The sequence below is a fragment of the Bradyrhizobium sp. WBOS08 genome, assembly GCF_024585125.1.
GTDB classification, from domain to species: domain Bacteria; phylum Pseudomonadota; class Alphaproteobacteria; order Rhizobiales; family Xanthobacteraceae; genus Bradyrhizobium; species Bradyrhizobium japonicum_B.
This window is the reverse complement of record NZ_CP028988.1, coordinates 3,521,765-3,547,305: the sequence shown is the minus strand read 5'-3', so window position 1 is coordinate 3,547,305 and position 25,541 is coordinate 3,521,765. Positions and strand designations below refer to the sequence as shown.

The following is a 25,541-nucleotide window of genomic DNA, read 5'->3' as shown; positions in this document are numbered from 1 at the left end:
CTGCTGTCAGCAGCCTGCATGGCGACGGCCATTCGCCCTTTATCGGGAGGCGGACTCGTCCCATATTCGCCTCATGGCGAAGAAACCTGCATCCTCCGAAAAATCCGGCAAATCCCCCAAGACCCCGAACTCGAAGGCGCACCGGCCCGACGTGCAGCCGATCGGGCCGGCGCTGGCCGAATTGCTCAATCCCGCCATCAATCGCGGCGACGCCGGGCTCGGATCGGGCACCGGATTGCAGCCGCCGCCGGACAATTCGCGCGACCGCCGCTCCGGCGGCGAGGCCGCCGCACATCGCGCGCGCGCCTCGACACCGAAGGAGTTTCCGCAAGATACCGCCCGCCCGATGCCGCTGCGCCCAAATCCGCAGCCAGCAGGCGCCCGCGCGTCGGCCGAAGGCTTTGATGAGGCGCCGCAGGCCAATTACGGCACGGCGGCCACGATCCCGACGCTCGATCCGGAACTGGCGCGGCAGCTCGGGCTTCCCACCGAGGAGGACGATGCCGAGGCGCTGGCGCGGCCGCCGCGCAGCAAGATGGAAGCGCTCGGCGTCAAGGCCACCGCCGATGCGCTGGAATCGCTGATCCGCGAGGGCCGGCCGGAATTCCGCAAGGACGACGGCTCCGCCAAGGTGTGGACGCCGCACCGGCCGCCGCGCCCGGAAAAGTCCGAAGGCGGCGTGCGCTTCGAGATCAAGTCGTCCTACGAGCCCCGCGGCGACCAGCCGACCGCGATCGCCGAGCTGGTCGAGGGCATCAATCGCAACGACCGCACCCAGGTGCTGCTCGGCGTCACCGGCTCGGGCAAGACCTACACCATGGCGCAGGTCATCGAGAAGACGCAGCGCCCGGCCCTGATCCTGGCGCCGAACAAGACGCTGGCCGCCCAGCTCTACGGCGAGTTCAAGAACTTCTTCCCTGATAACGCGGTCGAGTATTTCGTCTCGTATTACGATTACTACCAGCCCGAAGCCTACGTCCCGCGCACCGACACCTATATCGAGAAGGATTCCTCGATCAACGAGCAGATCGACCGCATGCGCCACTCGGCGACGCGCGCGCTGCTCGAACGCGACGACGTCATCATCGTGGCGTCGGTGTCGTGCATCTACGGTATCGGCTCGGTCGAGACTTACACCGCGATGACCTTCGCGCTGAAGAAGGGCGAGCGCATCGACCAGCGCCAGCTGATCGCCGACCTCGTCGCATTGCAGTACAAGCGCACCCAGGCCGACTTCACCCGCGGCACCTTCCGCGTGCGCGGCGACGTCATCGACATCTTCCCGGCCCACTATGAGGATCGCGCCTGGCGCGTGAACCTGTTCGGCGACACCATCGAGAGCATCGAGGAGTTCGATCCGCTCACCGGCCACAAGCAGGACGAGCTCGAATTCATCAAGATGTACGCCAACTCGCATTATGTGACGCCGCGGCCGACGCTGGTGCAGGCGATCAAGTCGATCAAGTCGGAGCTGAAGCAGCGGCTCGACCAGCTCCACAACCAGGGGCGGCTGCTGGAGGCGCAGCGGCTGGAGCAGCGCACCACCTTCGACCTCGAGATGATGGAGGCGACGGGAAGCTGCGCCGGCATCGAGAACTATTCGCGCTACCTCACCGGGCGCCGCCCCGGCGAGCCGCCGCCGACGCTGTTCGAATACGTGCCCGACAATGCGCTGATCTTCGCCGACGAGAGCCACGTCACCATCCCGCAGATCGGCGCCATGTTCCGCGGCGACTTCCGCCGCAAGGCGACGCTGGCCGAATACGGCTTCCGCCTGCCCTCCTGCATGGACAACCGCCCCTTGCGCTTCGAGGAATGGGACATGATGCGGCCGCAGACCGTCGCGGTGTCGGCGACCCCGAGCGGCTGGGAGCTGAACGAGAGCGGCGGCGTGTTCGTCGAGCAGGTCATTCGCCCGACCGGACTGATCGATCCGCCGGTCGACATTCGCCCGGCCCGTACCCAGGTCGACGATCTCGTCGGCGAGGTGCGTGCGACCGCGCAGGCCGGCTATCGCTCGCTGATCACGGTGCTGACCAAGCGGATGGCGGAGGACCTCACCGAATATCTGCACGAGCAGGGCATCCGCGTCCGCTACATGCACTCGGACATCGACACCATCGAGCGCATCGAGATCATCCGCGATCTACGCCTCGGTGCCTTCGACGCGCTGGTCGGCATCAACCTGTTGCGCGAGGGCCTCGACATTCCCGAATGCGCGCTGGTCGCCATCCTCGACGCCGACAAGGAAGGTTTTCTGCGCAGCGAGACCTCGCTGATCCAGACCATCGGCCGCGCCGCGCGCAACGTCGACGGCAAGGTGATCCTCTACGCCGACCAGATGACCGGCTCGATGGAGCGCGCCATCGCCGAGACCAACCGCCGCCGCGAGAAGCAGGTCGAGTACAACAACGCCAACGGCATCACGCCGGAGAGCGTCAAGAAGCAGATCGGCGACATCCTCAACTCCGTCTACGAGCGCGACCACGTGCTGGTCGAGGTCGGCGGCCACGACATGACCGACGACGTCATCTCGATCGGCCACAATTTCGAGGCCGTGCTCGCCGATCTCGAAACCAGGATGCGCGAAGCCGCCGCCGACCTGAACTTCGAGGAAGCCGCGCGCCTGCGCGACGAGGTCAAGCGCCTGCGCGCCACGGAGCTCGCGGTGGTCGACGATCCCACCGCCAAGCAGCGCACCGTCGCCGGCAAGGCCGGCGCCTATGCGGGCACGAGGAAATACGGCGACGCGGCGAATTTGCCGGTCAGCGCGATGAAGAAAAAGACCGTGAGCTCCGCACTGAAAGCCAGCGGCGGCGGCAGCGGCTCGAAGGTGCACAAGCCGCATCTCGACGAGATGCACGGGCCGGAGTCGCTGCCCTTCCGTGAAAATCGCGCACTGCCGTCAAAGCCGTTCGGCAGCACCAGCCGGATCATCCAGCCGACGGACTCGCGACAGTCGGGGCCTGAGTTCGGGCCGGCGCCGAAGTCGACGGGTGGAATGCCGGGACGGCGCGGGGGGTGGAAGAAGAGGTAGCGAAAGATCAACCGGCTCTAGCGACGCGCGCGTCGAATGAGCAGACCTTTGCTCTCAACCTCTGGACTTGACCCACGTCTTCCTTAGGTGATTATTTGATTGGGTTGGGGGGAGCATGGCAAAAGTGATTTTTCCCGTGCTTGCGCGGTCTTTTACTTTTTTGCGCGGGCCGGTTTTCAACTTTTCCGATAGACACTACTTGTCCCACGTGAATGAGACTGATCACGGGACAATACTTCGATTCTGTCCGAACGACTATCAAGGACCTCTAACATCGCGTTTCCGCTGTATCTACTTTGAAGCGGACGACGACGTCTCAGATGAAACGATCTTTGCAAACGGCCAACTGCTTGCCTTAACTTTGAACTTCTTCTGCGGCCTTGACGCGCTGTCATTTCCCTTCTCGGTAGTGATCCAAGAAACCGGTAGAAAGAAGACGGCAAAATTTAAGGCCGGAAAACACAACCAATTGCCCGGGCCCTCGTCTTTATCGCAACAGTATCGTTTGATTGAGGGAACTGGGGCTGCCGATTTGCAGAAGGTTTTCCATCTTACATCGCAGGCAATCAGTGCGGATGCTCGCGTCAGCATCATGATGGATCGCTTCAACTCGGCTCTTCGCCGCGATCGCGTCGAAGACAAAATAATCGACCTCGCCGTCGCTCTCGAAACGATGCTAGATGAAACAACAGAAATATCGTTTCGGTTGTCACTCTATCTCGCCTTTGCCTGCCAACAAGACAAAGAAGTGGCATACGAGATGTTCAAGACTCTATACGACGTAAGAAGCCGCATCGTACACGGTAGCGCCCATCAGCAAAGAGCGCAGAGAGCGATCGGGGATATAGAACAGCGCATGCCCGACATTTTAAAGTATTCGAAAGCGGCCATGCTCTACTACTACACCTTCTTAAATCAGCCGCCTCCGCGAGATTGGTCGAAGCATTGCCTTGGGCTCGTGCTCGGCTCGGCTCAACCTATCGTATAGGATCACGCAGATGCTGAAGATCCCTGCCATTTCCGGCGAAGTTCTAGGCGTGAAAGTTTATCGAGGCTTCGCGAAGCTCTCGGATCTGTCTAGAATCTCAAGGCCAGACGTTTACGACGCAGATTCGAACCCCACAGGCACGCAGCGTGACCTTAGCCCCAAACATGCGCGCGAAGCTTACGAGTATGTCCGCAATAGCGAGTTTGGGTATTGGCCCGAGGTTTTTTTATGCGCCCGCGACTCCAAAGCGATCAAGTTTACGTTCAAGGACAAGGCATCAGGGTACGGCGTTCTGCAGATTGATGACAATCTCGCAGAGCGTTCGAAGCGAATCATCATCTCTCGGGTGGATGGCAATCATCGTCTTTATTTTGGCGACGGCAGCGTTGAGGGATACGAGCCAATCGACCGAATAGTGTCATTCTGCATTGCGGGAAATATCGACCTAAAGAAAGAGCTGATCATCTTCAGGGACATCAATAACAACCAGAGACGAATGAACACGAGTCATTTGGACAAAATAGACGCCCGGCTCGCTGGCCAACAGACAATAAAACGGACGTCGCCTGCTCTCTATATTGCGGAACAGCTTGCTAGCGACGAAGAAAGCCCATTTCACAGATTGGTCTATGAAGGTGGTAAACGATCTGCCGGCACGTTTATTCCACTTAGAACACTGAAATCGGGCATAGAATATATGTTCTCTCGCCCAACTAAGCTAAACGCACTCAACGATGTTGATGCTCAGTATAAGACGATTAAGAACTATTTTCTCGCGCTTAAGCGCTATCAGCCTGAAGCTTGGACTACTCCGGGAAGCTACTTGCTCTTGCGAGGTGCCGGACTTTGGGGTGCATGCTTCATTGGCGCGGAGGTCATCGATCGAACTCTCGGCCAGGGGAAATACAAAACAGAGGACATGCTCAAAATTTTGAAGTCCGGAAAGCGATGGGATTGGAGCAACGACGGTGACTTCAAAGGCTTCAGCGGCCGCGGTGGTGCAGTTCGGATTCGAGATGCGGTGGTTGGTGAGTTTGCAGATGAGTCAGGAGTTTCCGTTAAATCTCTCTTCCAGAAGATCATGGCTGACAGATAGCCCTCTTCGCTTCTTAACTTGCACTCGCCGTAACCACTGCCACACCGAAAGCAGCAACACTATAGTCACGCGCTAGAGCGAGGCAACCGGGTGGGTGCTTCAGACGGAGTCTGGCAGAGCTCCATCGTCTTCGTCGACAGCCTCGATTGCTTCGTCGCAAGGGCCCCTCGCAATGACGCCGCAGGAGCCTGGCCCCACCCCACGCACTGTTTTGCCCGACGCGTCAACAGCTCCACGCGAAAGTATTTCACTTTACCGAAATTCGGAATTATCGTATGTCTCGCTCACTCCGGCCCACGGAGAGGGCGTATCGCGATCGTCACGACATGGGGCCGGACGGCGGTGGACACGGGTCCCATTGGCGCGAGAGGTTTTGCAGGGCGGGCAACCGTGAGCAGGACGGCGCGCTTTCGACAGGTGGGATGCGTGTACGGCAAAATCGTGTGGTCCTGGCGCCCGGGGTTCTGGCGCCAAGCCTTGCGGTGACACGAGCGGCCCAACCGGGCCGGCGTGTCGTGATCCGCGAGGTGACGGGGGCAATAGTGCAACGCTCCCCGGGGAGAGCGCGACATAAGCCGTTCCAACCATCGCGCAGGGAAGGCCGGGATGTCCCGGTTGCCCTGTGGTCTTTCCGCCTGTGCCTGCACACGCAGACTACCATCTGCACAGGCGGCCACGGGAGCCAATCGGCTCCCGGCCTTCCCTGCGCCTTCTCTTCCAAACGGGGCGCGCGACCAGGCAAAGCTCGGGCGAAACGCGCCGCGGGAATGCGGAGGTGTGCGTGCCATGAAAAATGCAAGGAATCGAGCGATCTCCTCACGACACATTCGTCATTGCGAGCGCAGCGAAGCAATCCAGGAATGTCTCCGCGGCGGGGCTCAGGGTTGCTTCGCTGCGCTCGCAATGACGATCGAGACAGCAAACACACCCTCACCCCACGCTCGCCGTCACCACCGCCATCACCGACAGCAGCAGCACGATGGTGACGAGTTGCAGCGAGGCGACCGGCTGGGTTCGCCATGCGGTGATCTTGTCGGACAGCGACAGATGGGCCTCGAAGAATTTCGGCTCGTAGACGGTCTTGAACAAATGCGGGAGGCTCGGGCCGAACGTCACGGCCAGCAGCGCGTGGGCGAGCGAGGCGATGGCGACGAAGATGGCGACGCCGGGATCGCCGGCGAGGTCGTGGTCGCCGCAGAGCTTGAGCAGGAAGGCGGCCAGGGCGAAGGTCGGAAAGCTCTGCAGGATCGCGGTCAGCGCGAGGCCTTCGAGCGCGTTGTGCAGGCGGGACTTTCGGACTCTGGCGATGGCAGCCATGGCACGTCTCCCTGGTGACATGGGAGGACGCTACCCCTACCGGCCAGGGGGTGATGTGAGGCGGGTCACGCCCCATAGCCGACTGTCCCACGATGGATTCCGGGCTCGCCGCTCCGCGGCGCCCCGGAATGACAGACTACAACTGGCGGTTCCGGGCGGCTGCGCGGAGCCGAGTTGCGCATTACGCACTGGGCCGTGGCGAACCACGCAACTGATCCGGCACGAATTCGTGCAGCCGGCCCATCACGCAACTTTCAATTGCACGCCATGAACCTGGCATTGCGCCGGCGCGTCATAAGGTCTGGAACATCCCTGTGATTTCGTGGATTGCCGGTCCGCGGCACCACGCGCTAGCGTTGCACAACGGCCAAGAAAAAGGATGGGCGGAATGTCGATCGAGAAGCTCAATCGCCAGCGTATCGTGCATCTGCTCGACGCCTTCGCCCGCGGGGACATCGAGACGGCGCTGGCCTGCTGCACCGACGACGTCGACTTCCTCACCCACGCGCCGATCGACGTGCTGCCGCACATGGTGCCGCGCCACGGCAAGGCCGAACTGCGCGAGCTGTGGCAGACGATCTGGTCGCGCTATTCCGAAATCCGCTACAAGGCGCCGCACATCGTCGCCGAGGGCGAGGCGGTCGCGACCTACATGCAGACCTATTTCAGGAAGCGCAGCAACGACCGCATCGTGCAGTTCGACATGGCGGTGTTCTACACTTTCCGGGGCGGGCTGGTGGCCGAGATCCGCGAGATCATCGATTCCTACGATCTGGTGCAGCAGGTGCTGGAGCGCGAGATCGGACCGCTGATCACGGGCATGCAGGCGGATTGATCGCCCTGCTTGCCTGGAACCCGGATCCGAACCCGGAAGATTACGGGGGTCTATTGTAAATTTCACAAAATCCCGTTCAATGGTGCATTGCAAAAACGTGAATTGCGTTCTGGCCGAAGCCCGCTACATTGTTCGTATACAAATGAGTTGATCCCCGGCGCCTGACTGCGCGTGGGGATGTTTTTCGTTTCCTTTCGCAAGCCAGCTTCAGGACTGCCCAAAATGACAGAGCACAGCCTCTGGCGTTTCTCGCGCGCGTTGCACCGCGCGATCAACGACCGGCATTTCGAGGATATCGAGGCCCTGATCGACGAGGACGTCGAGTGGGCGCTCTACGGCCCGATCGACATGTTTCCCTTCCTCGGCGCACGCCGGGGCAAGGCGGCCGTGCTCGATGTCATCCACCAGCTCGCCGACAATTTTAGTGTCCACCGCTTCGACCGCGAGAGCATCATGCTCGGCGTCGATTCCGCCGCCTCGATGGTGCGCTATTCGCTCACGGCCCTGGATTCCAACAAGCCGATCAGCCTGCGGGTCGCGCAGTTCGCCCAGTTCAGGGCAGGCAAGCTCGTCAGCATGCGCGTCCTGATCGACACGTTCGACCTGGTCGAGCAGGCGCTCGGCCGCGCCATTCATCTGCCGAAGATGACCCGCGTCGGCTGACGCATGATCCGGACCCGAAGGGCCGCGTTAGCGCAAAGTGCGCAGCGGTTTTCCGAAAAGATCATGCGCAAGCGACAACCTGAAGCGCGATGATGATCGTCGCGCTCTAGGGGGGACACCAACGGGCCCCGCCGTTCGGGACCGATGACGATGCCGGCTGCGACGTCCTGGCCTCCAGCCCCGCCGGATGCCGTCGCGCCAGAAGCTCGTCATCGGGCGCGCGCCTCTCGCGCGGCCCGTTGGTTCGCCGCCTCGAATATTCGTCACAATTTCGCGACGATGAACCATCATGTCCGGGTGCGGAATGGCGCAGGGCCTGGGGCCGATATATGTTATCGGCAGCATGCGCTGGGGTTTGCGGGCAGGACGATGGAATTCTCGACAGGGTTTGGCTGGACCAGGCTGCCATTGCTGGTGGCCGCATTCATTTTGGGCTCGGTCCTGACGTTACAGGCGCAGATCATTCCGCCCTTCTCCCCTCCGGCGAACGCAGCTGACGACGAGGCCGAGCCAGAGGCCGTGGCGGAGGCCCCCGACGTCAGCGACCCCGACGTGATGAAGGACATCGACGTCGACAAGCTCGACTGGAGCCAGCTCGCGATCGATGCCGGCACCGGCATCGATCCCATGGCCGCCAAGAAGCGCGCCCAGGCCGCCGCCAGGGACGGGCTGGATTGGTCGTCCAATGCCAACGCGAACGGCTCCTCGGCGGTGACGGTGAAGCAGTCCGTGTCCCCGTTCTGGGACACGCGGGTCGGCGCCGACATGACGGTGGCGAGCGAGCCGCGGACGATGTCCGAGCTGCTGGCGCAGAAGGCCGGCAACGGCGGCAACCTGCCGCAATCCTCCGGCAGCGCCTGGGCGACGGCAACCGCACCCGGCGCGGGCGCGATCTGGGACAAGACCGCGGTGGAAGCCCGCGTCGATCCCGGCGCCGAGCAGAGCAGGATCGGGGCCTCGCTGACCAAAGCGGTGCCGCTGTCGGGCGACACCTCGCTGACACTTCAGAACGGCTACAGCGTCAACCAGCAGGGCAGCGGCGCGGTGCCCGGCATCGGCGGCCACATCATCCGCAATTACGAGACCGACCAGTCCGCCAGGGTCACCCTCAGCGACACCGGCACCAGCATCACCGCCGGCCAGACGCTGTCGACCACCGACGACAAATGGCTGCGCAAGGTCGGCGCCGAGCAAAAGCTGTTCGACAACGTCACCGTCTCCGGCTCGGTCGGCGAGACCTCGCAAGGCGCGGTCAACAAGAGCGTGACGGCCGGCTTCAAGAAGAGCTGGTGACTTTCGCCTCTCCCCGCACGCGGGGCGAGGGAGCAGGCCGCCGACCTGGCTAGAGCTTCGCATCCCCGCACCGGCGTTCACACTCTCCTAACCATACGCCACGGCAAAACCCCCGAATGGTCCGCCCTTGCCGCATCTCGGCCCATTTGCGGTCAAAATCGGACGCCCTGATAAGGAAGCCTCACAGACGTCGTCGTGCGGGGGACACTCGCGCTGCGCTCAACGCGAACAGGGGAACAACGATGAACGCCATGCGTCCGGAAAAGATCGAAGCCACCGAGACCGAGACGGTCGACACCAACCTCGCCGCCGTGACCGAGGTCGAGGCCGGCATCCGCGACTTCGTCCGCAACGATATCGCCTATCTGCGCCGCCCGGCGTCGACCACCACCGACGCGCCGCCGCTCGACCCGAGCGCGGAGGCCACCGTCAACAACGTCAACTCGCTGATCCAGCGCGTCGCCGGCACCTCGCTCGCCGAGATCGAGAACCTGATCTCCGAGCTCGAGAGCCTGCGCGACCTGCTCCATGCCGAAGGCCAGCGCGTCCAGCGCGAGATCTCCGGCTATGCCCAGCTCAGCCAGGCCGCGATGAAGTCGACCCGCATGATCGCCGACAACGTCGCGCAGTGGAAGCGCGCCGCCGACGGCCTGCGCAACAGCTGATCGTTCACCGAAGCATCACCGAACCGCCGCGTTCTCGAAAGAGAGCGCGGCGGTTTTGATTCCCGAAGGTTTCGTGCCCCGGACGCGGTGCGGCACGCAGTGACGCGCCGCAGAGCCGGGGCCCATGGCTCAGTCGAATGGCCTCAGATGGGTCCCGGCTCTGCGCAGCAGCGCAACAGCGCTGCAGCGCGTCCGGGACACGACGTGCGCGTTGAACCCTCCGCCCTTGCCCGACGACCAACGCCAAGCGCCCGTGCCGCCGTGGCCGGGCTGGGGGACATTTCAGATGGAAAGCATTCGGCCCGACACCACGGACCCGATACCGTTGCGGCCCGCGCCGAATCAATTCGGCACGATCATGCTGCGCTTTGTCGGGCTGCTGGCGGTTGCGATCGCCATCCTGGCGTTCGTCTATAGCCGTTGAGGCGCGGCCGGATGCCGGCCGCGAAAGATGAACGAAGTGTTACCGGCTCGCCTCGGCGACCGAGGCTTCCAGGGTGTAGGCGCCATCAGCATAGCCCTTCACCACCATGCCGGCGACCAGCATCACTGCGAGAGTCGCGGTCGCGAAGATAAATCCAACAAACTTGAGTGCGCCGCGATCTGCCATGGTCCTCGTCCCCTGTCGTCTGCCCAATTCGTTTCAAATAGACAGCGACAGGTTCATAATTAGTTAGCAACTCACTGGTTCCGCAAAAACGCTTCGCGGTAACCATGTTGCGCAGGCTTATGGCAGCCGTCCCGAATCGCGTCCATAGCGCGCGGGCAACACTCGCGCATCATTTGGACCGTTCATCTTGGAACAGATCTAACCGCACTTCCGCTTGGGCACGAAGGCTGAAGCGGTGATGGAATAGACGTCTTCACCGCGCTGGTTGGTGCCGGTGGTGCGGGCGGTCAGGATGCCCCAGCCGGGGCGCGAGGCCGAGATGCGCTTGTCGGTGACGACGTTGACATAAGCGACGGTGTCGCCGGCGAGCACCGGCCTGATCCAGCGCAGGTCGCGAAAGCCCGGCGACGGGCCCCATACCGCGACCTCCTCGCCGCGCGAGGCGGCCTCGCGCGCCAGACGCTGGCCGTCGGCGACGAGCAGGCTCATGCAGGCCGAGCCGACATGCCAGCCCGACGCGGCAAGCCCGCCGAACAGCGAGTTCTTGCCCTCCTCCTCGTCGAGATGAAAACGCTGCGGATCGAACTTGGCGGCGAATGTCTTGATGGCCTCGGCCGTGAACGTATAGCTGCCGATCTCGCGGCGCTGGCCGATCTCGATGTCGTCGAAGAACCGCATCAGACCGCTCCCTCGCGCCGCTTGATCAGGATCGGCGACGTCATCTCGGCGAGCGCCTCCCCCTTGGCGTTGTGCACGGTGCATTTGAACTTGACGATGCCGAGCTCGGGCCGGCTCTTCGAGGTGCGCGCCTCCAGCACATCGACCTCGAGCATGAGGTCGTCGCCGGGCCGCAGCGGCGAGAGCCAACGCACTTCGTCGACGCCGGGCGATCCCAGCGATGCGGCGCGGGTGATGAAGCCGTCGGCCATCATCCGCATCATCAGCGAGCAGAGATGCCAGCCCGAGCCGGACAGGCCGCGCAGCATGCTTTTGCTGGCAGCCTCCTCGTCCAGGTGCATCGGCTGCGGATCGAACTCGGCGGCAAAGGCCAAAATTTCGTCGCGGGTGACATGGCGCGGGCCGAACGTGCCGAACCGGCCGGGCGGGAAATCTTCGAAGGTCAGGGTCATCTGGGGAAAGCTTTGCAGGAATGACAGATTGTGGCCGCACTTTGCGGCAATCTCAACCCGCCGGCCCGCATGGCTCGTGCTACATACCGCCTGGCGGCGTTGATCCGAGTCGGATCGACCGAGGGCCGCGATCGGTTTATCAAGGCCCAGTGCCCTGGGGAGAACAATGTTTTCATTCAGCGACCTTTTCCAATGGGACCGCTTCATCACGCCGACGATCATCAAGACCTTCTATTGGCTGGTGATCGCGCTGATCTGCCTGTTCGGTCTCTCCGGCATCTTCTCCGGGCTCGCCGCGATGGCGATCAGCCCGTTCGGCGGCTTCCTGGTGCTGCTGTCCTCGATCGCCAGCGTCGTCGTCGGAATCGTGTTCTCGCGCATCCTCGCGGAGCTGATCCTGATCGTCTTCCGCATCAACGAGCATCTCGGCGCGATCCGCGACCAGGGCGGCGGGATGCGATAAGGATCATGCAGGTGCGGTAGGGTGGGCAAAGGCGCGTTTGCGCCGTGCCCACCATCTCTCTCGATCGTGAAAAATGCGTGGGCACGCTACGCTTTGCCCACCCTACAGCACCGATGTTCGCAGCTTAATTATTGAACCTGAAATGCATCACGTCGCCATCGGCGACGACGTATTCCTTGCCCTCGAGGCGGAGCTTGCCGGCATCGCGCGCGCCAGCCTCGCCGCCGAGCGCAACGTAGTCGTCAAACGCGATGGTCTCGGCGCGGATGAAGCCTTTCTCGAAGTCGGTGTGAATCACACCGGCCGCCGCCGGGGCCTTGGTGCCGCGATGGATGGTCCAGGCGCGCGCCTCCTTCGGGCCGACGGTGAAATAGGTGATGAGGTCGAGCAGCCTGTAGCCGGCGCGGATCAGGCGATCGAGACCGGCCTCGTCCAGGCCGAGCGTCTCCAGGAACTCGGCGCGCTCCTCGCGCGAGATGGTGGCGATCTCGGATTCGATCTTGGCGGAGATGACGACGGCGACCGCGCCTTCCTTGGCCGCCTGCTCTTCGACCGCCTTGGAGAAGGCGTTGCCGGTGGCGGCCGAGCCTTCCTCGACGTTGCAGACATAGAGCACCGGCTTGGAGGACAGCAGGCCGAGCATGGCGAAGGCGCGCTCCTCCTCCGCCTTGCGCTCGACGAGGCGCGCGGGCTTGCCCTCGCGCAGCAGCACCAGGGTGCGGTTGACCAGGTCGAGCTGCTCCTTGGCGTCCTTGTCGTTGCCCTTGGCCTTCTTGGTGAGGTTGTCGACGCGCTTCTCGAGGCTGTCGAGGTCGGCGAGCATCAGCTCGGTCTCGATGGTCTCGATGTCGGCGAGCGGGGCGATCTTGCCCTCGACATGGGTGACGTCGGAATCCTCGAAGCAGCGCACCACATGCGCGATGGCGTCGACCTCGCGGATGTTGGCGAGGAACTGGTTGCCGAGGCCCTCGCCCTTGGAGGCGCCGCGCACCAGGCCCGCGATGTCGACGAAGGTCAGCCGGGTCGGGATGATCTGGCCGGACTTGGCGATGGCGGCGAGCTTCTCCAGCCGCGGATCCGGCACGGCGACCTCGCCGACATTCGGCTCGATGGTGCAGAACGGATAGTTCGCGGCCTGCGCCGCGGCCGTCTCGGTCAGCGCGTTGAACAAGGTCGACTTGCCGACATTGGGCAATCCGACGATCCCGCATTTGAATCCCATGGTATCCTCTATCCGTATTCGTCATGGCCGGGCTTCGTCCCGGCCATCCACGCCTTGACGCGCGGAATAAGAACGTGGATGCCCGGAACATCTAGCGCGAAGACGCGCTTCGCGCTTCTTTCCGGGCATGACGGAGAAAACGGCGACCTTATTCCTTGCCGTTGTCGTCCTTGGTCAAAAACCCCTTGGCCTGCATGGCCAGATGCACCCTGTTGGCGAAGGTCGCGTCCGTGCCCTTGGCAACCAGGCCTGCGTGCTCGGCCACCGCCTCGCACAGCGTCGCCACCCACTCGTTGTCGGCCTTGGCAAAGTCCGACAGCACGTGGCCGTGCACCAGTTCCTTGACGCCGGGATGACCGATGCCGAGGCGCACGCGGCGATAGTCGTTGCCGATATGCGCCGAGATCGACCGCAGGCCGTTGTGGCCGGCGATGCCGCCGCCGATCTTCACCCGCACCTTGCCCGGCGGCAGCTCGAGCTCGTCATGGAACACCGTGACGTCGCCGGGCGCGATCTTGAAGAAGCTCGCCGCCTCCTGAACGCTGCGGCCGGACTCGTTCATGTAGGTCGTCGGCTTGAGCAAGATCACGCGCTCAGGTCCGAGCGTGCCTTCCGAGGTCTCGCCCTGAAACCTGCGGCGCCAGGGCGCAAAGCCATGACGCCGCGCGATCTCGTCGACGGCCATGAAGCCGATATTGTGCCGGTTGCGTGCGTACTTCGCGCCGGGATTGCCGAGCCCAACAAAGAGTCGCATGACGCGGCGCGCCCCTCAGCCAGCGCGCGATCAGGGACCGCGCGCCAGCTCATCTGAGAGATTACTTCTTCTTGTCGCCGCCGGCGGGAGCCTTGGCAGCAGCGGCCGGTGCAGCAGCGCCCGCAGCCGGAGCCGCAGCGCCAGCGGCCGGAGCCGCCGCAGCAGCGCCCGGAGCCGCAGCCGCAGCCGCGGCCTTCTGCTCTTCGGCGTAGCCGGACGGCGGCACGATGGTGACGAGGGTCGCGTCCTCGCGGGTCAGCGCCTTCACGCCGGCCGGCAGCTTGACGTCGGACAGATGCAGCGAGTGACCGATTTCGAGCGCGCCGACGTCGGCCTCGATGTACTGCGGAATGCTCTCGACGCCGCATTCGAGCTCGATCGCGTGGGCGACGATGTTGACGGTGCCGCCGCGCTTCACGCCCGGGGAGCTTTCCGCCTTCACGACGTGCAAGGGCACGCTGATGCGGATGGTGGCGCCTTCGCCGAGCCGCATGAAGTCGACATGGATCGGGAAGTCCTTGACCGGATCGAGGTGATAATCGCGCGGAATCACGCGGTGCTTCTTGCCCTCGAGATCGATGTCCACCAGCGTGGTCAGGAACCGGCCGGCGAGGATGCGCTGGCGCAGTTCGCGATCTTCGATCGAGATCGTCACCGGGGGCTGGTTGTTGCCATAGATCACTCCGGGCACGCGCCCGGCGCGACGCTCAGCCCGGGCGGCCCCCTTGCCGCTCTTCGGACGTGCGGTCGCCTTCAATTCCTTGACGGTCGTCGCCATGTCGTTAAGTCCTTGTTTTTGCAAAAGTTAATGGGCCGCAGCGCGGCCCATGGCATAGCTCGCAGCAAGCCTCCAGGGGTGCGGGGGCCACGAACGTGGCGGGCTTTTACCCGGAAGCTGCGGAAATGACAAGGAGAATGGGCTGCCGGCCCGCACGGAGTAGCCCGGATGGAGCGCAGCGCAATCCGGGGCTCTCACCTTGCGGGACGACCCTCCCGGATTTCGCTACCGCTCCATCCGGGCTACGGGACCGTCGTCACCCGCCGAGCTTGGCCTCCAGCGCCGCGATGCGCGCCTTCAGCGCCTCGTTCTCCTCGCGCGCCAGGCGCGCCATGTCCTTGACCGCCTCGAACTCCTCGCGCTTGACCAGATCCATGTCGCGCAGGAATTTCTCCGCCTGGGTCCGCATCACCGTGTCGAACTCGCGCTTGACGCCCTGGGCGGCCCCGGCGGCGTCGTTCATCAGGCGGCCGATCTCGTCGAAAAACCGGTTGTTGGTCTGGGTCATGGCGGGCCTCCGATAAACTTTGCGCGAACTCTCCGAAACACAATGGCAATCCGAACGGAGCGGTTCAAGAGCCGCGGGGTGCTAACCTTGTCATGCCCCGGTATCCTTGCAATCGTACTCGACGTCCCTGCATAAGAAGAATCACAGGGCGCCTGAAGGCGCCGACCGCCGCGATTTCGCTTGGACATAGAAGGCGCGATGCAGCTTCTTCTGATCGACTTCCCCGCCTTCAAGCCGATCGCGCTCGAGATCGGCCCGTTCGCGATCCGATGGTATGCGCTGGCCTATATCTGCGGCATCGTGTTCGGCTGGCTCTATGCGCGCTCGCTGCTGAAGAACAAGCGGCTGTGGGGCGGACCCGCGCCGATCTCGCTGCTCCAGATCGACGACTTCATCCTCTGGGTGACGCTCGGCATCATCCTCGGCGGCCGCACCGGCTACGTGCTGTTCTACAACCTGCCCTTCTTCATCGATCATCCCGCCGCGATCTTCAGGCTATGGGAGGGCGGCATGTCCTTCCATGGCGGCTTCCTCGGCTGCGTCGTCGCGGTGATGTGGTTTGCCCATCGCAACAAGATCCCGATCCTGTCGCTCGGCGACATCACCACCGCGGTCGCCCCGGTCGGGCTGCTGCTCGGGCGGATCGCCAATTTCATCAACGGCGAATTGTGGGGCCGCGTCACCGATGCGAGCCTGCCCTGGGCCATGATCTTCCCCAACGATCCGACGCAATTGCCGCGCCATCCGAGCCAGCTCTACCAGGCCGGCATGGAAGGCATCCTGCTGTTCACCGTGCTCGCGGTCATGATCCGCTTCGGCGCGCTGAAGCGGCCCGGCATGATCCTCGGCGCCTTCATCCTGATCTACGGCCTGGCCCGCATCGCCGGCGAGCATTTCCGCGAGCCGGACGCACAGCTTGGTTTCCTCTGGGGCGGGTTAACCATGGGCATGCTGCTGTCGATCCCGATGCTTATCGTCGGCCTCATCCTTATTGTATTGGCAGTCAGGCGCGGTGCGCCGCAGCCAGCCCAGGCCATTCGTTAATTCATTTCGAGAAAGTACGCCGTGACCGACCAGCCGCTACTCGACGAGATCAAGGCGCTGATCAAGGCGTCGGGCCCGATGCCGGTCTGGCGCTACATGGAACTGTGCCTGATGCATCCGCGCCATGGCTATTACGTCTCGCGCGATCCGCTCGGCCGTGAGGGCGACTTCACCACCGCGCCCGAGGTCAGCCAGATGTTCGGCGAGTTGCTGGGCCTGTGGACCGCCTCGGTGTGGAAGCAGATGGGCTCGCCGCAATTCCTGCGGCTGATCGAGCTCGGCCCCGGCCGCGGCACCATGATGGCGGATGCGCTGCGCGCGCTTCGCGTGCTGCCGCCGCTGTACCAGGCGCTCCATATCCACATGGTCGAGGTCAATCCGGTCCTGCGCGAGCGGCAGGGTGCGACGCTGTCCGCCGTGCGCAACATCTCCTGGCACGACGGCATCGACGACGTGCCGGATGGCCCGAGCATCATCCTCGCCAACGAATATTTCGACGTGCTGCCGATTCACCAGATGGTCCGCCTCGAGAACGGCTGGCACGAGCGCGTGATCGAGATCGACGGCAACGGCAAACTTCAGTTCGGCGCAGCGCCGGAGCCGACCCCGCGCTTCGACGTGCTGCTGCCGCCCCTGGTGCGCGCCGCACCCGTCGGCGCCGTGTTCGAATGGCGGCCCGACGGCGAGATCATGAAGCTCGCCACCCGCGTGCGCGACCAGGACGGCGCGGCGCTGATCATCGACTACGGCCATCTGCGCAGCGACGCCGGCGACACCTTCCAGGCGATTGCCCGCCACACCTTCGTCGATCCCCTCAAGGCGCCCGGCCAGGCCGACGTCACTGCCCATGTCGACTTCCAGGCGCTGGCGCGCGCGGCCGAGGACGTCGGCGCGCGCGTGCACGGGCCGGTGACGCAAGGCGACTTCCTCAAGCGCATCGGCATCGATACCAGGGCCGCCGCTTTGATGCAGAAGGCCACGCCGGAAGTCGCCACCGACATTTCGATCGCGCTCAAGCGCCTGACCGACACCGGGCGCAGCGGCATGGGCTCGATGTTCAAGGTGCTCGGCATCTCCGAGCCGCGGCTGACGGGCATTGCCGGCCTCAGCGATTTCGAACAGGCCGGAGGCAATTGATGACGCTCACCTCCTCGCTGCTGGCAGCGGTGCCCGGCCTGCGCCATGCCTTCTTCACGCGTGAAGGCGGCGTCTCCGGCGGCATCTATGCCGCGCTGAACGGCGGGCTCGGCTCCAACGACGATCAGGGCCTCGTTGCGGAGAACCGCCGCCGCATGGCCGAACATGTTGGTGTCGGCGCGGACCGCTTCCTCAGCCTGCACCAGGTCCACTCGCCCGACGTGCTGGTTGCCGAGACACCATGGCCGAGCGGGCCGCGGCCGAAGGGTGATGCGCTGGTGACGAAAACGCCCGGCATCGCGCTCGGCGTCTCCACAGCCGATTGCGGACCGGTGCTGTTCGTCGATCCCCATGCACGCGTGATCGGCGGCGCACATGCCGGCTGGAAAGGCGCGCTCACCGGCGTGCTGGAGGCGACGATCTCGGCGATGGAGGATCTCGGCGCCACCCGCGGCGGCATCATCGCCGCGATCGGGCCGCTGATCCGGCAGGAGAGCTACGAGGTCGGCAACGAGTTCGTGGCGCGCTTCATCGAGGCGGATGCGGACAACGCCATGTTCTTCATCCCCTCGGTGCGCGAGGGACACGCGATGTTCGATCTCGCCGGCTTCATCCGCCAGCGGCTCGAGGCCGCCGGCATCCTGATGATCGACGATCTCGGCCTCGACACCTATGCCGACGAGCGCTTCTTCAGCTATCGCCGCTCGGTGCATCGCAAGGAGCCGGATTACGGCCGCCACGTCCACGCCATCGCGCTCGAAGCGTGAACACACAGGCAACTCCGTGTCATTCCGGGGCGAGGGTCCGGGGCGATGACACTGGCCTGTGCCACCGCCGCCCTAGACCTTAATCGATTTTAACGATATCGCTGCCCTCCATAATGAGGGACGCGTCATTCATCCTGGGCCGTGCGGGTTCGCGCGTGCTGGCGGTCATGCTGCTGGCGGCGGCGACCGCGCTTGGCGGCTGTGCCGGCGGTGGCGGCGCCGCCAATTCCTATGCGATGGCGCCGAGCACCGGCTCGGGCGCGACGGTGGCGTTCGAATCGATCGACGGGCCGCCGCCGCAAGTGTTCGACCGCATGGTCGGCGTGCTCGACAGCGAATCCAAGCTGCGCAGCCTGTCCGTGGTCTCCCGCGAGGGCTCGGCCGCCTACCGCGTGCGCAGCTACCTCTCCGCCCAGATCGTCCGCGGCAAGACCGTGATCGCCTGGGTCTGGGACGTCTACGACGCCAATCAGCAGCGCGCGCTGCGCCTGTCCGGCGAGGAACCGACCTCGGTCAAGGCCGGCCGCGACGCGACACGTGATGCTTGGGCGGCCGCCGACGATCTGGTGCTGCGGAAGATCGCCCAGGCCGGATTCAGCGGACTTTCCAACATGATCAACGGCTCGCCGGACACGCCTGGCGCAGCGCCCGGCTTGCGGGGACCGGCGGTGGCGAGCGTGATTCCCGAGGCGCCGACGTCGGACATGCCGTCCTCCGCGCTCGGCTATGCCGAGCGATAACCCCCGCTAAACCACGGCCTCAAGTTGCGGCCAAACCGTTGGCCCGACTCAGGATTTTCGAAGGGAAAACGTAGCCTTCCGGGTTGCCATTGCAGCCTCCCGCCTGATATTTCCTCGCCCGTCATAACCGTGCTTCCAGTGGGATCTGAGATGTTGAACGTCGTATCCAGCAAAGCGCGGGAGGAAGCGTCTATGTCGGCCAAAAACGGCTCCATCAAGCTCGTCGCCGGCAACTCCAATCCGGCCCTCGCGCAGGCGATCGCGCAAGGCCTCGACCTGCCGCTGACCAAGGCGGTGGTCCGGCGCTTCGCCGACATGGAGATCTTCGTCGAGATCCAGGAGAACGTCCGCGGCTCGGATGCCTTCGTCATCCAGTCGACCTCGTTTCCCGCGAACGACCATCTGATGGAGCTCCTGATCATCACCGACGCGCTGCGCCGCTCCTCGGCGCGCCGCATCACCGCGGTGCTGCCCTATTTCGGCTATGCCCGGCAGGACCGCAAATCGGGCTCGCGCACGCCGATCTCGGCCAAGCTCGTCGCCAATCTGATCACGCAGGCCGGCGTCGACCGCGTCATGACGCTCGACCTGCATGCCGGCCAGATCCAGGGCTTCTTCGACATTCCGACCGACAATCTCTATGCGGCGCCGCTGATGGTGCGCGACATCAAGGACAAGTTCGACCTCTCCAAGGTGATGGTGATCTCGCCCGACGTCGGCGGCGTGGCCCGCGCGCGCGGCCTCGCCAAGCGCATCAACACCCCGCTTGCGATCGTCGACAAGCGCCGTGAGCGCCCGGGCGAATCCGAGGTCATGAACGTGATCGGCGATGTCGCCGGCTACACCTGTATCCTCGTCGACGACATCGTCGATTCCGGCGGCACGCTGGTGAATGCGGCCGACGCACTGCTCGCCAAGGGCGCCAAGGACGTCTACGCCTACATCACGCACGGCGTGCTCTCCGGCGGCGCGGCCGCCCGCATCTCCGGCTCCAAGCTGAAGGAGCTGGTGATCACCGACTCGATCCTGCCGACGGAGGCGGTGACCAAGGCGCCGAACATCCGCACGCTGCCGATCGGCAGCCTGATCTCGGACGCGATCGCGCGCACGGCCGCGGAAGAATCGGTGTCGAGCCTGTTCGACTGATTTTTTCGATCCGAGAGGTCTCGTAGGGTGGGCAAAGGCGCAAAGCGCCGTGCCCACCTTTTTTCATTTGCGAGAGAAGGTGGGCACGCTTGCGCTTTGCCCACCCTACGGCAGCCTGCCTACCCCACGATCCCCGCGGCGACCTGACCGCGCAGGCGCTCCAGGCCGAGCAAGGTCTCGGCACAGGCTGCCGCGACTTCCACGCCCTTGATGGCGAAATGCTTGCGGAAGAAATCGTAGTGCACCTCGGTCTCGTGGAATTGCTGCGGCGTCAGCACCGCCGAGAACACCGGCACCTCGGTGCGCAGCTGCACGTCCATCAAGGCCTTGATCACGGTGTCGGCGACGAATTCGTGGCGATAGATGCCGCCATCGACGACGAGGCCGGCCGCGACGATCGCGGTGTAGCGACGCGTCTTGGCGAGGACCTGCGCGTGCAGCGGGATCTCGAACGAGCCCGGCACCTCGAACACGTCGACATGGGTGAGGTGCCTTGCCTCCGCCTCCTTCAGGAAGGCGATGCGGGCCTCCTCGACCACGTCGCGATGCCAGCAGGCCTGTACGAAAGCAACCCGCTGCGGTTTGGCAAAGCGTGGATGCCCGGTCGCGGGTCCTTGCGGAACCGGCGGCGGTTGGACGTCTGAGTTTTGGACTTGGGGGTCTTGCAACATCTGATTCATGGCTTTCCTCGGTTTAAGGACCAGAATCAGGGCACACGGAACGACAAGCAGCCGCACCTTGCGATGCGTCTGCTACCGACCGTTCTCTTTCATCCGGACTTTGACCGTCGGCTTCGGAGTTGCACCGAATCTGCTGACCCTTCCCTTCGGGATCCCCTTGGGGAAGGCGCTCGCGGGCTTGGGCCTTTCGGCCCTTACCGCCGGTGGGGACTTTCACCCCGCCCTGAGAACATCGGCCGCTCGGGATGAACGGCCTGGGCGGAAATATGCCGCCGGCCCGCCGGCGCGGCAAGCGCGTTCCGCATGGGCAAATCGCATGGTCCCATGCCGGCGTAGGGGTCCTGTTGGCGGTCCGGCCCTCGCGGGACGGAATTGACGATTGGCGCCCCCGAATCCGATTCCGGTTTGTTCTCCTCGATCGGGATCCGAGGCTTTCGACGTTAAGAATTGTGGCGGAGATGAGCTGTGGACGAACGAGTCCTGGCTTGTGGACGGACTCCGGACCCCGTTGCGCAGATTCCGCAAATCACATCACTTGATCCGCGACAGGCCCGCGCTGATCCGAGGGGATCGCAACAGCGACCTGGGGATCGCATGAGCGACCCTGAGGGATCGCAGCAGCGACGTTGAGGGAGAGCGTGCCGGGCCGACCGCGTGCGTATCAAGGACAACAAGAAGGCAAGAGGTCGAGACGGCATGTCCCTGCTCGAAGGCACTATCGATTCCAGAAGCCATCCGCTCGCGGTGGTCGAGGATATCGCTGCCAGCAACAACTGGCCGTTCGAACGCTCCGGCGAAGACGAACTCACGATTGTCTCGAAGGGACAATGGACCGACTACCAGCTCTCCTTCACCTGGATGGGCGAGATCGAGGCGCTGCATCTGGCCTGCGCCTTCGACATGAAGATTCCGCACGCGCGCCGCGGCGAGGTGCAGCGGCTCGTCGCCGCCGTCAACGAGCAGCTGTGGGTCGGTCATTTCGATCTGTGGACCAACACCGGCATGGTGATGCACCGCCAGGCCCTGGTGCTGCCGGGCGGCCTCACCGCCTCGACCGCGCAATGCGAGGCCATGCTTGCCGGCGCCATCCATGCCTGCGAGCGCTATTTCCCGGCGTTCCAGTTCGTGGTGTGGGCGGGCAAGACCACCACCGAGGCCATGGACGCCGCGATGTTCGACACGGTCGGAGAGGCGTAGGGCGCTCCTCGCCCTCCGCTGTCGTCCCGGACAAGCGCGCGCCGATCCGGGATCCATACCGCGTGATGCCCCTTGTGGCACGCGGCTTGTTGCCAACACCTCGATCCACTAGAATCGCCTGTGGTAACGCGACGAGCAAGCGCTCGCGCGGGGGTCCCCGCTTTCGCGGGGACGACACTGAGTGTGTGGCAACCGCGATGGCAAACAATCCTCTCCAAAACATCACCGGCACCATCCTGCTTGCTGGCGCCGGCAAGATGGGCGGCGCGATGCTGACCGGATGGCTCTCGGGCGGGCTCGACCCGCGCCGCGTCGCCGTGATCGATCCGCATCTGTCGCCCGAGATCACCGCGCTCGCCGCCAGGGGCGTCGCGCTCAATCCCGATGCGACGACGGCAGGCCCCGTCGAGACGCTGGTCGTCGCGGTGAAGCCGCAGATGTTCCGCGAGGCCGGCACCAGGTTGAAAGCATTCGTCTCGGACAAGACCTCGGTGGTCTCGATCATGGCGGGAACCACGATCGCCTCGCTCCAGGAGGTCTGTGGCGGCGCCGTGGTGCGCGCCATGCCGAACACGCCGGCCGCGATCGGCCGCGGCATCACCGTCGCCGTCGCGGCCAACGACGTCAGCACCGCGCAGCGCGCACTGGCCGACGCGCTGCTGCGCGCCACCGGCGCGGTCGAATGGGTCGAGGACGAGGGCCTCATGGACGCGGTGACGGCCGTGTCCGGCTCAGGGCCAGCCTATGTGTTCCTGCTCGCCGAGGAGCTGGCACGCGCCGGCGTCGAAGCCGGATTGCCCGAGGCGCTCGCAATGAGGCTCGCGCGCCAAACCGTCTCCGGCTCCGGCGAGCTGCTGCACCAGTCGGAGCTGCCCGCCGGAACACTGCGCCAGAACGTCACCTCGCCCGGCGGCACTACGGCTGCGGCGCTCGGCGTGCTGATGGCAGAGCCGGGCCTGCGCGATCTCATGATCCGCGCGATTGCTGCGGCGACCAAGCGGTCGAAGGAATTGGCGAAGTAGGACGGTGCTGTAGGGTGGGCAAAGGAGCGTAAGCGACGTGCCCACCGTCTCTCAACAATTGCAGATGGTGGGCACGGCGAAGGCGCCTTTGCCCACCCTACGAGATCACCCTACTTGCCCAGCCGCTTGTTGAACGTCTCGACATTGACGAGCCCGCGGGCGTGGCGGCCTTCGCCGAGCTTGCGCGTGCCCTCGTAGGCCTCGACCTCGAAGCGGATGACGCGGCGCTCGACGGCGACCACCTTCGCGGTGGTTCGCACCGTCGCGCCGACGAGGGCGGCCGCGAGATGGCGGATGTCGACCTCGGTGCCGACAGTGACCCAGCCCGGCTGCAACGCTGAGCGGATCGCATCGCCCGAGGTCATCTCCATCTCCAGGATCATCATCGGCGTCGCATAAGCAAAGGGCATGCCGGGCACGAAATGCCCGACCGTGCGCTCGGCCGGCACCACCAGCGTGCGCTCGGCGCTCATGCCGATCGTGATGAAATCGCGTGCGTCCATGGGTCTTGCTCGATGTCGTCCCGGACAAGAGCGCCTTATGCGCGCGCCGATCCGGGACGACAGTGGTGATTGACGCTTGAGAAGCGGCTACTTCTTCGCCGCCGCCGCGCGTTCCACGAAGGTCTTGCCACCCTTCATCTTGTGGCGGAGCGGGGCTTCGTTGATCTGGATGACGACGGCATCGGCATCGACGCCGAGATTCTTCACCAGCGCCTGCGTGATGTCGCGCATCATGCCGGCCTTCTGCTCGTCGGTGCGGCCTTCGGCCATGCTGATGGTGATCTCAGGCATTGTTCTCTCCCTTGCGGCCGGACGCCGGCCATTGACGGTCGCCATCAAACAAGACGTGGATGCCCGGGACAAGCCCGGGCGTGGCGGCCAGCCGGAATGGCTATCCCCACTTTACGTCATGGCGGGCCAGGACCTCGCGCACTTTCGCAACGAGATCGGCTTCGCTGCACGAGAACTGCGCCGGGCGGCTCTCACGCCATTCCTGGTTGGAGGCGATCGCGGCGGCCGCCTTGGCGCCTTCGATCAGGTCCTTGATCTGCAACTCGCCGCGCGCCTTCTCGTCGGAGCCCTGGATGATCACACAGGGCGAGTTGCGGCGATCGGCATATTTGAGCTGGTTGCCCATGTTCTTGGGGTTGCCGAGATACAGCTCCGCCCGGATGCCGGCGGTGCGCAAGGACGCCACCATCTTTTGATAGTCGGCGACGCGGTCGCGGTCGAACACGGTAACGACGACGGGACCGAAGTCCTGCTTGGTGTCGAGCTTGCCGAGCAGCGTCAGCGCGGCCTGCAGGCGCGACACGCCGATCGAGAAGCCGGTCGCCGGCACCGGCTCGCCGCGGAAGCGCGAGACGAGGCCGTCATAGCGCCCGCCGCCGCCAACCGAGCCGAACCGCACGGGACGGCCCTTCTCGTCCTTGGTGTCGAGCAGGAGTTCGACCTCATAGACAGGGCCGGTGTAATATTCGAGACCGCGCACGACGGAGGGGTCGATCTTGATGCGGTCTGCGCCATAGCCTGCTGCGATAACGAGCTTTGCAATCTCGCCTAACTCATCGAGTCCAGTTCCAAGAAGGCCTTTGCCTTCCATGGCAGAGTAGCGCTGGGGCAGTTCGCCGACTAACTGGTTGTGCCATGCGCCGTCAGGAAGTTGTTCGAACTTGAATCGGAATTGTAAGCTCTGACGAATGGCCTCGATCTGGTCAGAGTCCAACCCAGCGCCTTTGGTAAAGTCACCGCTCGGATCTTTTCTTCCAGGACCAAGCAGCTTTTCTATCTCAGCCCACTCGAACTTGTCGGCTTTATCAATAGCTCTTAGAACGGTGAGGCGTCGGCCGGAATTCTCGTCTCCGCCGAGCCCAATGATTTCCAGCACGCCGTCGAGCACTTTTCGGTTGTTCACCTTCACGACATACTGGCCGCGCGCGATGCCGAGCGCCTCCATCGTGTCCGCCGCCATCATGCAGATCTCGGCGTCCGCCGCCGGTGTCGCCGAGCCGACCGTGTCGGCATCGAACTGCATGAACTGGCGGAAGCGGCCGGGGCCCGGCTTCTCGTTGCGGAAGACATAGCCGACGCGGTAGCTGCGATAGGGAAGGACCAGCGCGTCGGTGCCGTAGCGCTCGCCGACATAGCGGGCGAGTGGCGCCGTCAAATCGTAGCGCAGGCTGATCCACTGCTCGTCGTCGTCCTGGAACGAGAACACGCCCTCGTTCGGACGGTCCAGATCGGGCAGGAACTTGCCGAGCGCGTCGGTATATTCCATCGCCGGCGTCTCCACCGGCTCGAAACCGTAGAGCTCGTAGACGGCACGGATTGTCTCGACCATCTCGCGCGTCGCCCGGATCGCTGAGGGATCGCGATCCTCGAGCCCGCGCGGCAGGCGCGCCTTCAGTTTCTGGGGTTTTTTGAGTTTCTCGGCCATGCGCGGCGTT

Annotated in this window: 28 protein-coding genes and 1 riboswitch; of the genes, 16 read left to right on the top strand and 12 right to left on the bottom strand. The window is 64.3% G+C overall.

The genetic code is table 11. From position 1 onward, the window contains the following. The first annotated feature begins 73 nt into the window (after positions 1-73). From uvrB to DCM80_RS16890, 3 genes are all read left to right on the top strand, one after another. Entirely contained in the window at positions 74-3,037 is a 2,964-nt protein-coding gene (uvrB, locus tag DCM80_RS16900) for an excinuclease ABC subunit UvrB (RefSeq protein ID WP_257192742.1), read from the top strand. Between the two features lie 115 nt (positions 3,038-3,152). Further along, positions 3,153-4,025, top strand: coding sequence for a HEPN domain-containing protein (locus DCM80_RS16895; RefSeq protein WP_257192741.1), 873 nt, complete (start codon positions 3,153-3,155; stop codon positions 4,023-4,025). A 10-nt stretch (positions 4,026-4,035) separates the two neighbouring features. Then, positions 4,036-5,121 carry a DGQHR domain-containing protein gene (locus tag DCM80_RS16890; RefSeq protein WP_257192740.1) on the top strand — a complete coding sequence of 362 codons (1,086 nt, stop codon included), beginning with the start codon at positions 4,036-4,038 and terminating at the stop codon, positions 5,119-5,121. Between the two features lie 930 nt (positions 5,122-6,051). Here DCM80_RS16890 and DCM80_RS16885 read toward each other — a convergent pair. Next, on the bottom strand, positions 6,052-6,438 hold the full coding sequence (locus tag DCM80_RS16885) for a hypothetical protein (RefSeq protein WP_257192739.1): 387 nt from the start codon (positions 6,436-6,438) through the stop codon (positions 6,052-6,054). A gap of 388 nt (positions 6,439-6,826) precedes the next feature. On the opposite strand from DCM80_RS16885, the gene DCM80_RS16880 reads away from it, so the two are divergent. The 5 genes from DCM80_RS16880 (at position 6,827) to DCM80_RS16860 (ending at position 10,318) form a co-directional block, all read left to right on the top strand. After that, positions 6,827-7,273, top strand: a complete 447-nt coding sequence (locus DCM80_RS16880) for a nuclear transport factor 2 family protein (RefSeq protein WP_257192738.1) — start codon at positions 6,827-6,829, stop codon at positions 7,271-7,273. A gap of 222 nt (positions 7,274-7,495) precedes the next feature. After that, the gene (locus tag DCM80_RS16875) at positions 7,496-7,936 is read left to right on the top strand and encodes a nuclear transport factor 2 family protein (protein WP_257192737.1); all 441 of its coding nucleotides are present in this window, start codon (positions 7,496-7,498) and stop codon (positions 7,934-7,936) included. Between the two features lie 369 nt (positions 7,937-8,305). Beyond that, the gene (locus DCM80_RS16870; RefSeq protein WP_257192736.1) at positions 8,306-9,229 is read left to right on the top strand and encodes a hypothetical protein; all 924 of its coding nucleotides are present in this window, start codon (positions 8,306-8,308) and stop codon (positions 9,227-9,229) included. Between the two features lie 242 nt (positions 9,230-9,471). Continuing rightward, on the top strand, positions 9,472-9,894 hold the full coding sequence (locus tag DCM80_RS16865) for a hypothetical protein (RefSeq protein ID WP_097657569.1): 423 nt from the start codon (positions 9,472-9,474) through the stop codon (positions 9,892-9,894). Positions 9,895-10,180: 286 nt separating this feature from the next. Further along, on the top strand, positions 10,181-10,318 hold the full coding sequence (locus DCM80_RS16860; RefSeq protein WP_007614812.1) for a hypothetical protein: 138 nt from the start codon (positions 10,181-10,183) through the stop codon (positions 10,316-10,318). A 39-nt stretch (positions 10,319-10,357) separates the two neighbouring features. On the opposite strand, the gene DCM80_RS16855 is transcribed toward DCM80_RS16860, so the two are convergent. The 3 genes from DCM80_RS16855 to DCM80_RS16845 form a co-directional block, all read right to left on the bottom strand. Then, the gene (locus tag DCM80_RS16855) at positions 10,358-10,504 is read right to left on the bottom strand and encodes a hypothetical protein (RefSeq protein WP_028134406.1); all 147 of its coding nucleotides are present in this window, start codon (positions 10,502-10,504) and stop codon (positions 10,358-10,360) included. A 198-nt stretch (positions 10,505-10,702) separates the two neighbouring features. Continuing rightward, entirely contained in the window at positions 10,703-11,182 is a 480-nt protein-coding gene (locus DCM80_RS16850; RefSeq protein ID WP_257192735.1) for a MaoC family dehydratase, read from the bottom strand. After that, positions 11,182-11,634 carry a MaoC family dehydratase gene (locus tag DCM80_RS16845; RefSeq protein WP_257192733.1) on the bottom strand — a complete coding sequence of 151 codons (453 nt, stop codon included), beginning with the start codon at positions 11,632-11,634 and terminating at the stop codon, positions 11,182-11,184. The genes DCM80_RS16850 and DCM80_RS16845 overlap by 1 nt, the downstream gene beginning before the upstream one ends. 166 nt (positions 11,635-11,800) lie before the next feature. Here DCM80_RS16845 and DCM80_RS16840 point away from each other — a divergent pair, with 166 nt between their 5' ends. Further along, the gene (locus DCM80_RS16840; protein WP_126259079.1) at positions 11,801-12,097 is read left to right on the top strand and encodes a DUF4282 domain-containing protein; all 297 of its coding nucleotides are present in this window, start codon (positions 11,801-11,803) and stop codon (positions 12,095-12,097) included. Between the two features lie 124 nt (positions 12,098-12,221). Here the strand turns inward: DCM80_RS16840 and ychF are convergent, their stop codons facing one another. The 4 genes from ychF to DCM80_RS16820 form a co-directional block, all read right to left on the bottom strand. Beyond that, a complete protein-coding gene (ychF, locus tag DCM80_RS16835; RefSeq protein ID WP_257192731.1) occupies positions 12,222-13,319 on the bottom strand; it encodes a redox-regulated ATPase YchF in 1,098 nt (365 codons plus the stop codon). Positions 13,320-13,467: 148 nt separating this feature from the next. Then, entirely contained in the window at positions 13,468-14,073 is a 606-nt protein-coding gene (gene pth, locus DCM80_RS16830) for an aminoacyl-tRNA hydrolase (RefSeq protein WP_257192730.1), read from the bottom strand. A gap of 61 nt (positions 14,074-14,134) precedes the next feature. Then, on the bottom strand, positions 14,135-14,851 hold the full coding sequence (locus tag DCM80_RS16825; protein ID WP_257176514.1) for a 50S ribosomal protein L25/general stress protein Ctc: 717 nt from the start codon (positions 14,849-14,851) through the stop codon (positions 14,135-14,137). 256 nt (positions 14,852-15,107) lie between these two features. Next, entirely contained in the window at positions 15,108-15,359 is a 252-nt protein-coding gene (locus tag DCM80_RS16820) for an accessory factor UbiK family protein (protein WP_007596812.1), read from the bottom strand. Positions 15,360-15,557: 198 nt separating this feature from the next. Here DCM80_RS16820 and lgt point away from each other — a divergent pair, with 198 nt between their 5' ends. From lgt to DCM80_RS16795, 5 genes are all read left to right on the top strand, one after another. Next, complete coding sequence (gene lgt / locus DCM80_RS16815) at positions 15,558-16,403, top strand: prolipoprotein diacylglyceryl transferase (RefSeq protein WP_257192729.1); 846 nt, start codon at positions 15,558-15,560, stop codon at positions 16,401-16,403. 21 nt (positions 16,404-16,424) lie between these two features. Beyond that, the gene (locus DCM80_RS16810; RefSeq protein WP_257192726.1) at positions 16,425-17,540 is read left to right on the top strand and encodes a class I SAM-dependent methyltransferase; all 1,116 of its coding nucleotides are present in this window, start codon (positions 16,425-16,427) and stop codon (positions 17,538-17,540) included. Then, entirely contained in the window at positions 17,540-18,307 is a 768-nt protein-coding gene (gene pgeF, locus DCM80_RS16805; RefSeq protein WP_257192725.1) for a peptidoglycan editing factor PgeF, read from the top strand. The genes DCM80_RS16810 and pgeF overlap by 1 nt, the downstream gene beginning before the upstream one ends. 113 nt (positions 18,308-18,420) lie before the next feature. Next, on the top strand, positions 18,421-19,047 hold the full coding sequence (locus tag DCM80_RS16800; protein WP_257192723.1) for a hypothetical protein: 627 nt from the start codon (positions 18,421-18,423) through the stop codon (positions 19,045-19,047). A gap of 192 nt (positions 19,048-19,239) precedes the next feature. Next, on the top strand, positions 19,240-20,193 hold the full coding sequence (locus tag DCM80_RS16795; RefSeq protein WP_257176509.1) for a ribose-phosphate pyrophosphokinase: 954 nt from the start codon (positions 19,240-19,242) through the stop codon (positions 20,191-20,193). A gap of 119 nt (positions 20,194-20,312) precedes the next feature. Here the strand turns inward: DCM80_RS16795 and DCM80_RS16790 are convergent, their stop codons facing one another. Then, positions 20,313-20,873, bottom strand: coding sequence for a 6,7-dimethyl-8-ribityllumazine synthase (locus tag DCM80_RS16790; protein ID WP_257176508.1), 561 nt, complete (start codon positions 20,871-20,873; stop codon positions 20,313-20,315). A 77-nt stretch (positions 20,874-20,950) separates the two neighbouring features. Further along, a riboswitch (FMN riboswitch) is annotated at positions 20,951-21,108 on the bottom strand. A 461-nt stretch (positions 21,109-21,569) separates the two neighbouring features. Here DCM80_RS16790 and DCM80_RS16785 point away from each other — a divergent pair. Together DCM80_RS16785 and proC are read left to right on the top strand one after the other, a co-directional pair. Next, positions 21,570-22,070 (top strand): YbjN domain-containing protein, encoded by a 501-nt coding sequence (locus tag DCM80_RS16785; RefSeq protein WP_257176507.1) that lies wholly within the window; start codon positions 21,570-21,572, stop codon positions 22,068-22,070. A gap of 197 nt (positions 22,071-22,267) precedes the next feature. Then, on the top strand, positions 22,268-23,092 hold the full coding sequence (gene proC / locus DCM80_RS16780) for a pyrroline-5-carboxylate reductase (RefSeq protein ID WP_257192721.1): 825 nt from the start codon (positions 22,268-22,270) through the stop codon (positions 23,090-23,092). 110 nt (positions 23,093-23,202) lie between these two features. Here the strand turns inward: proC and DCM80_RS16775 are convergent, their stop codons facing one another. From DCM80_RS16775 to hisS, 3 genes are all read right to left on the bottom strand, one after another. After that, on the bottom strand, positions 23,203-23,595 hold the full coding sequence (locus DCM80_RS16775) for a thioesterase family protein (protein ID WP_257192720.1): 393 nt from the start codon (positions 23,593-23,595) through the stop codon (positions 23,203-23,205). 87 nt (positions 23,596-23,682) lie between these two features. Then, positions 23,683-23,931: a 4-oxalocrotonate tautomerase family protein gene (locus DCM80_RS16770; protein WP_257176504.1), complete on the bottom strand. Its 249-nt coding sequence runs from the start codon at positions 23,929-23,931 to the stop codon at positions 23,683-23,685. Between the two features lie 55 nt (positions 23,932-23,986). Further along, positions 23,987-25,435 (bottom strand): histidine--tRNA ligase, encoded by a 1,449-nt coding sequence (gene hisS, locus DCM80_RS16765; protein WP_373569414.1) that lies wholly within the window; start codon positions 25,433-25,435, stop codon positions 23,987-23,989. Between the last annotated feature and the right edge of the window lie 106 nt (positions 25,436-25,541).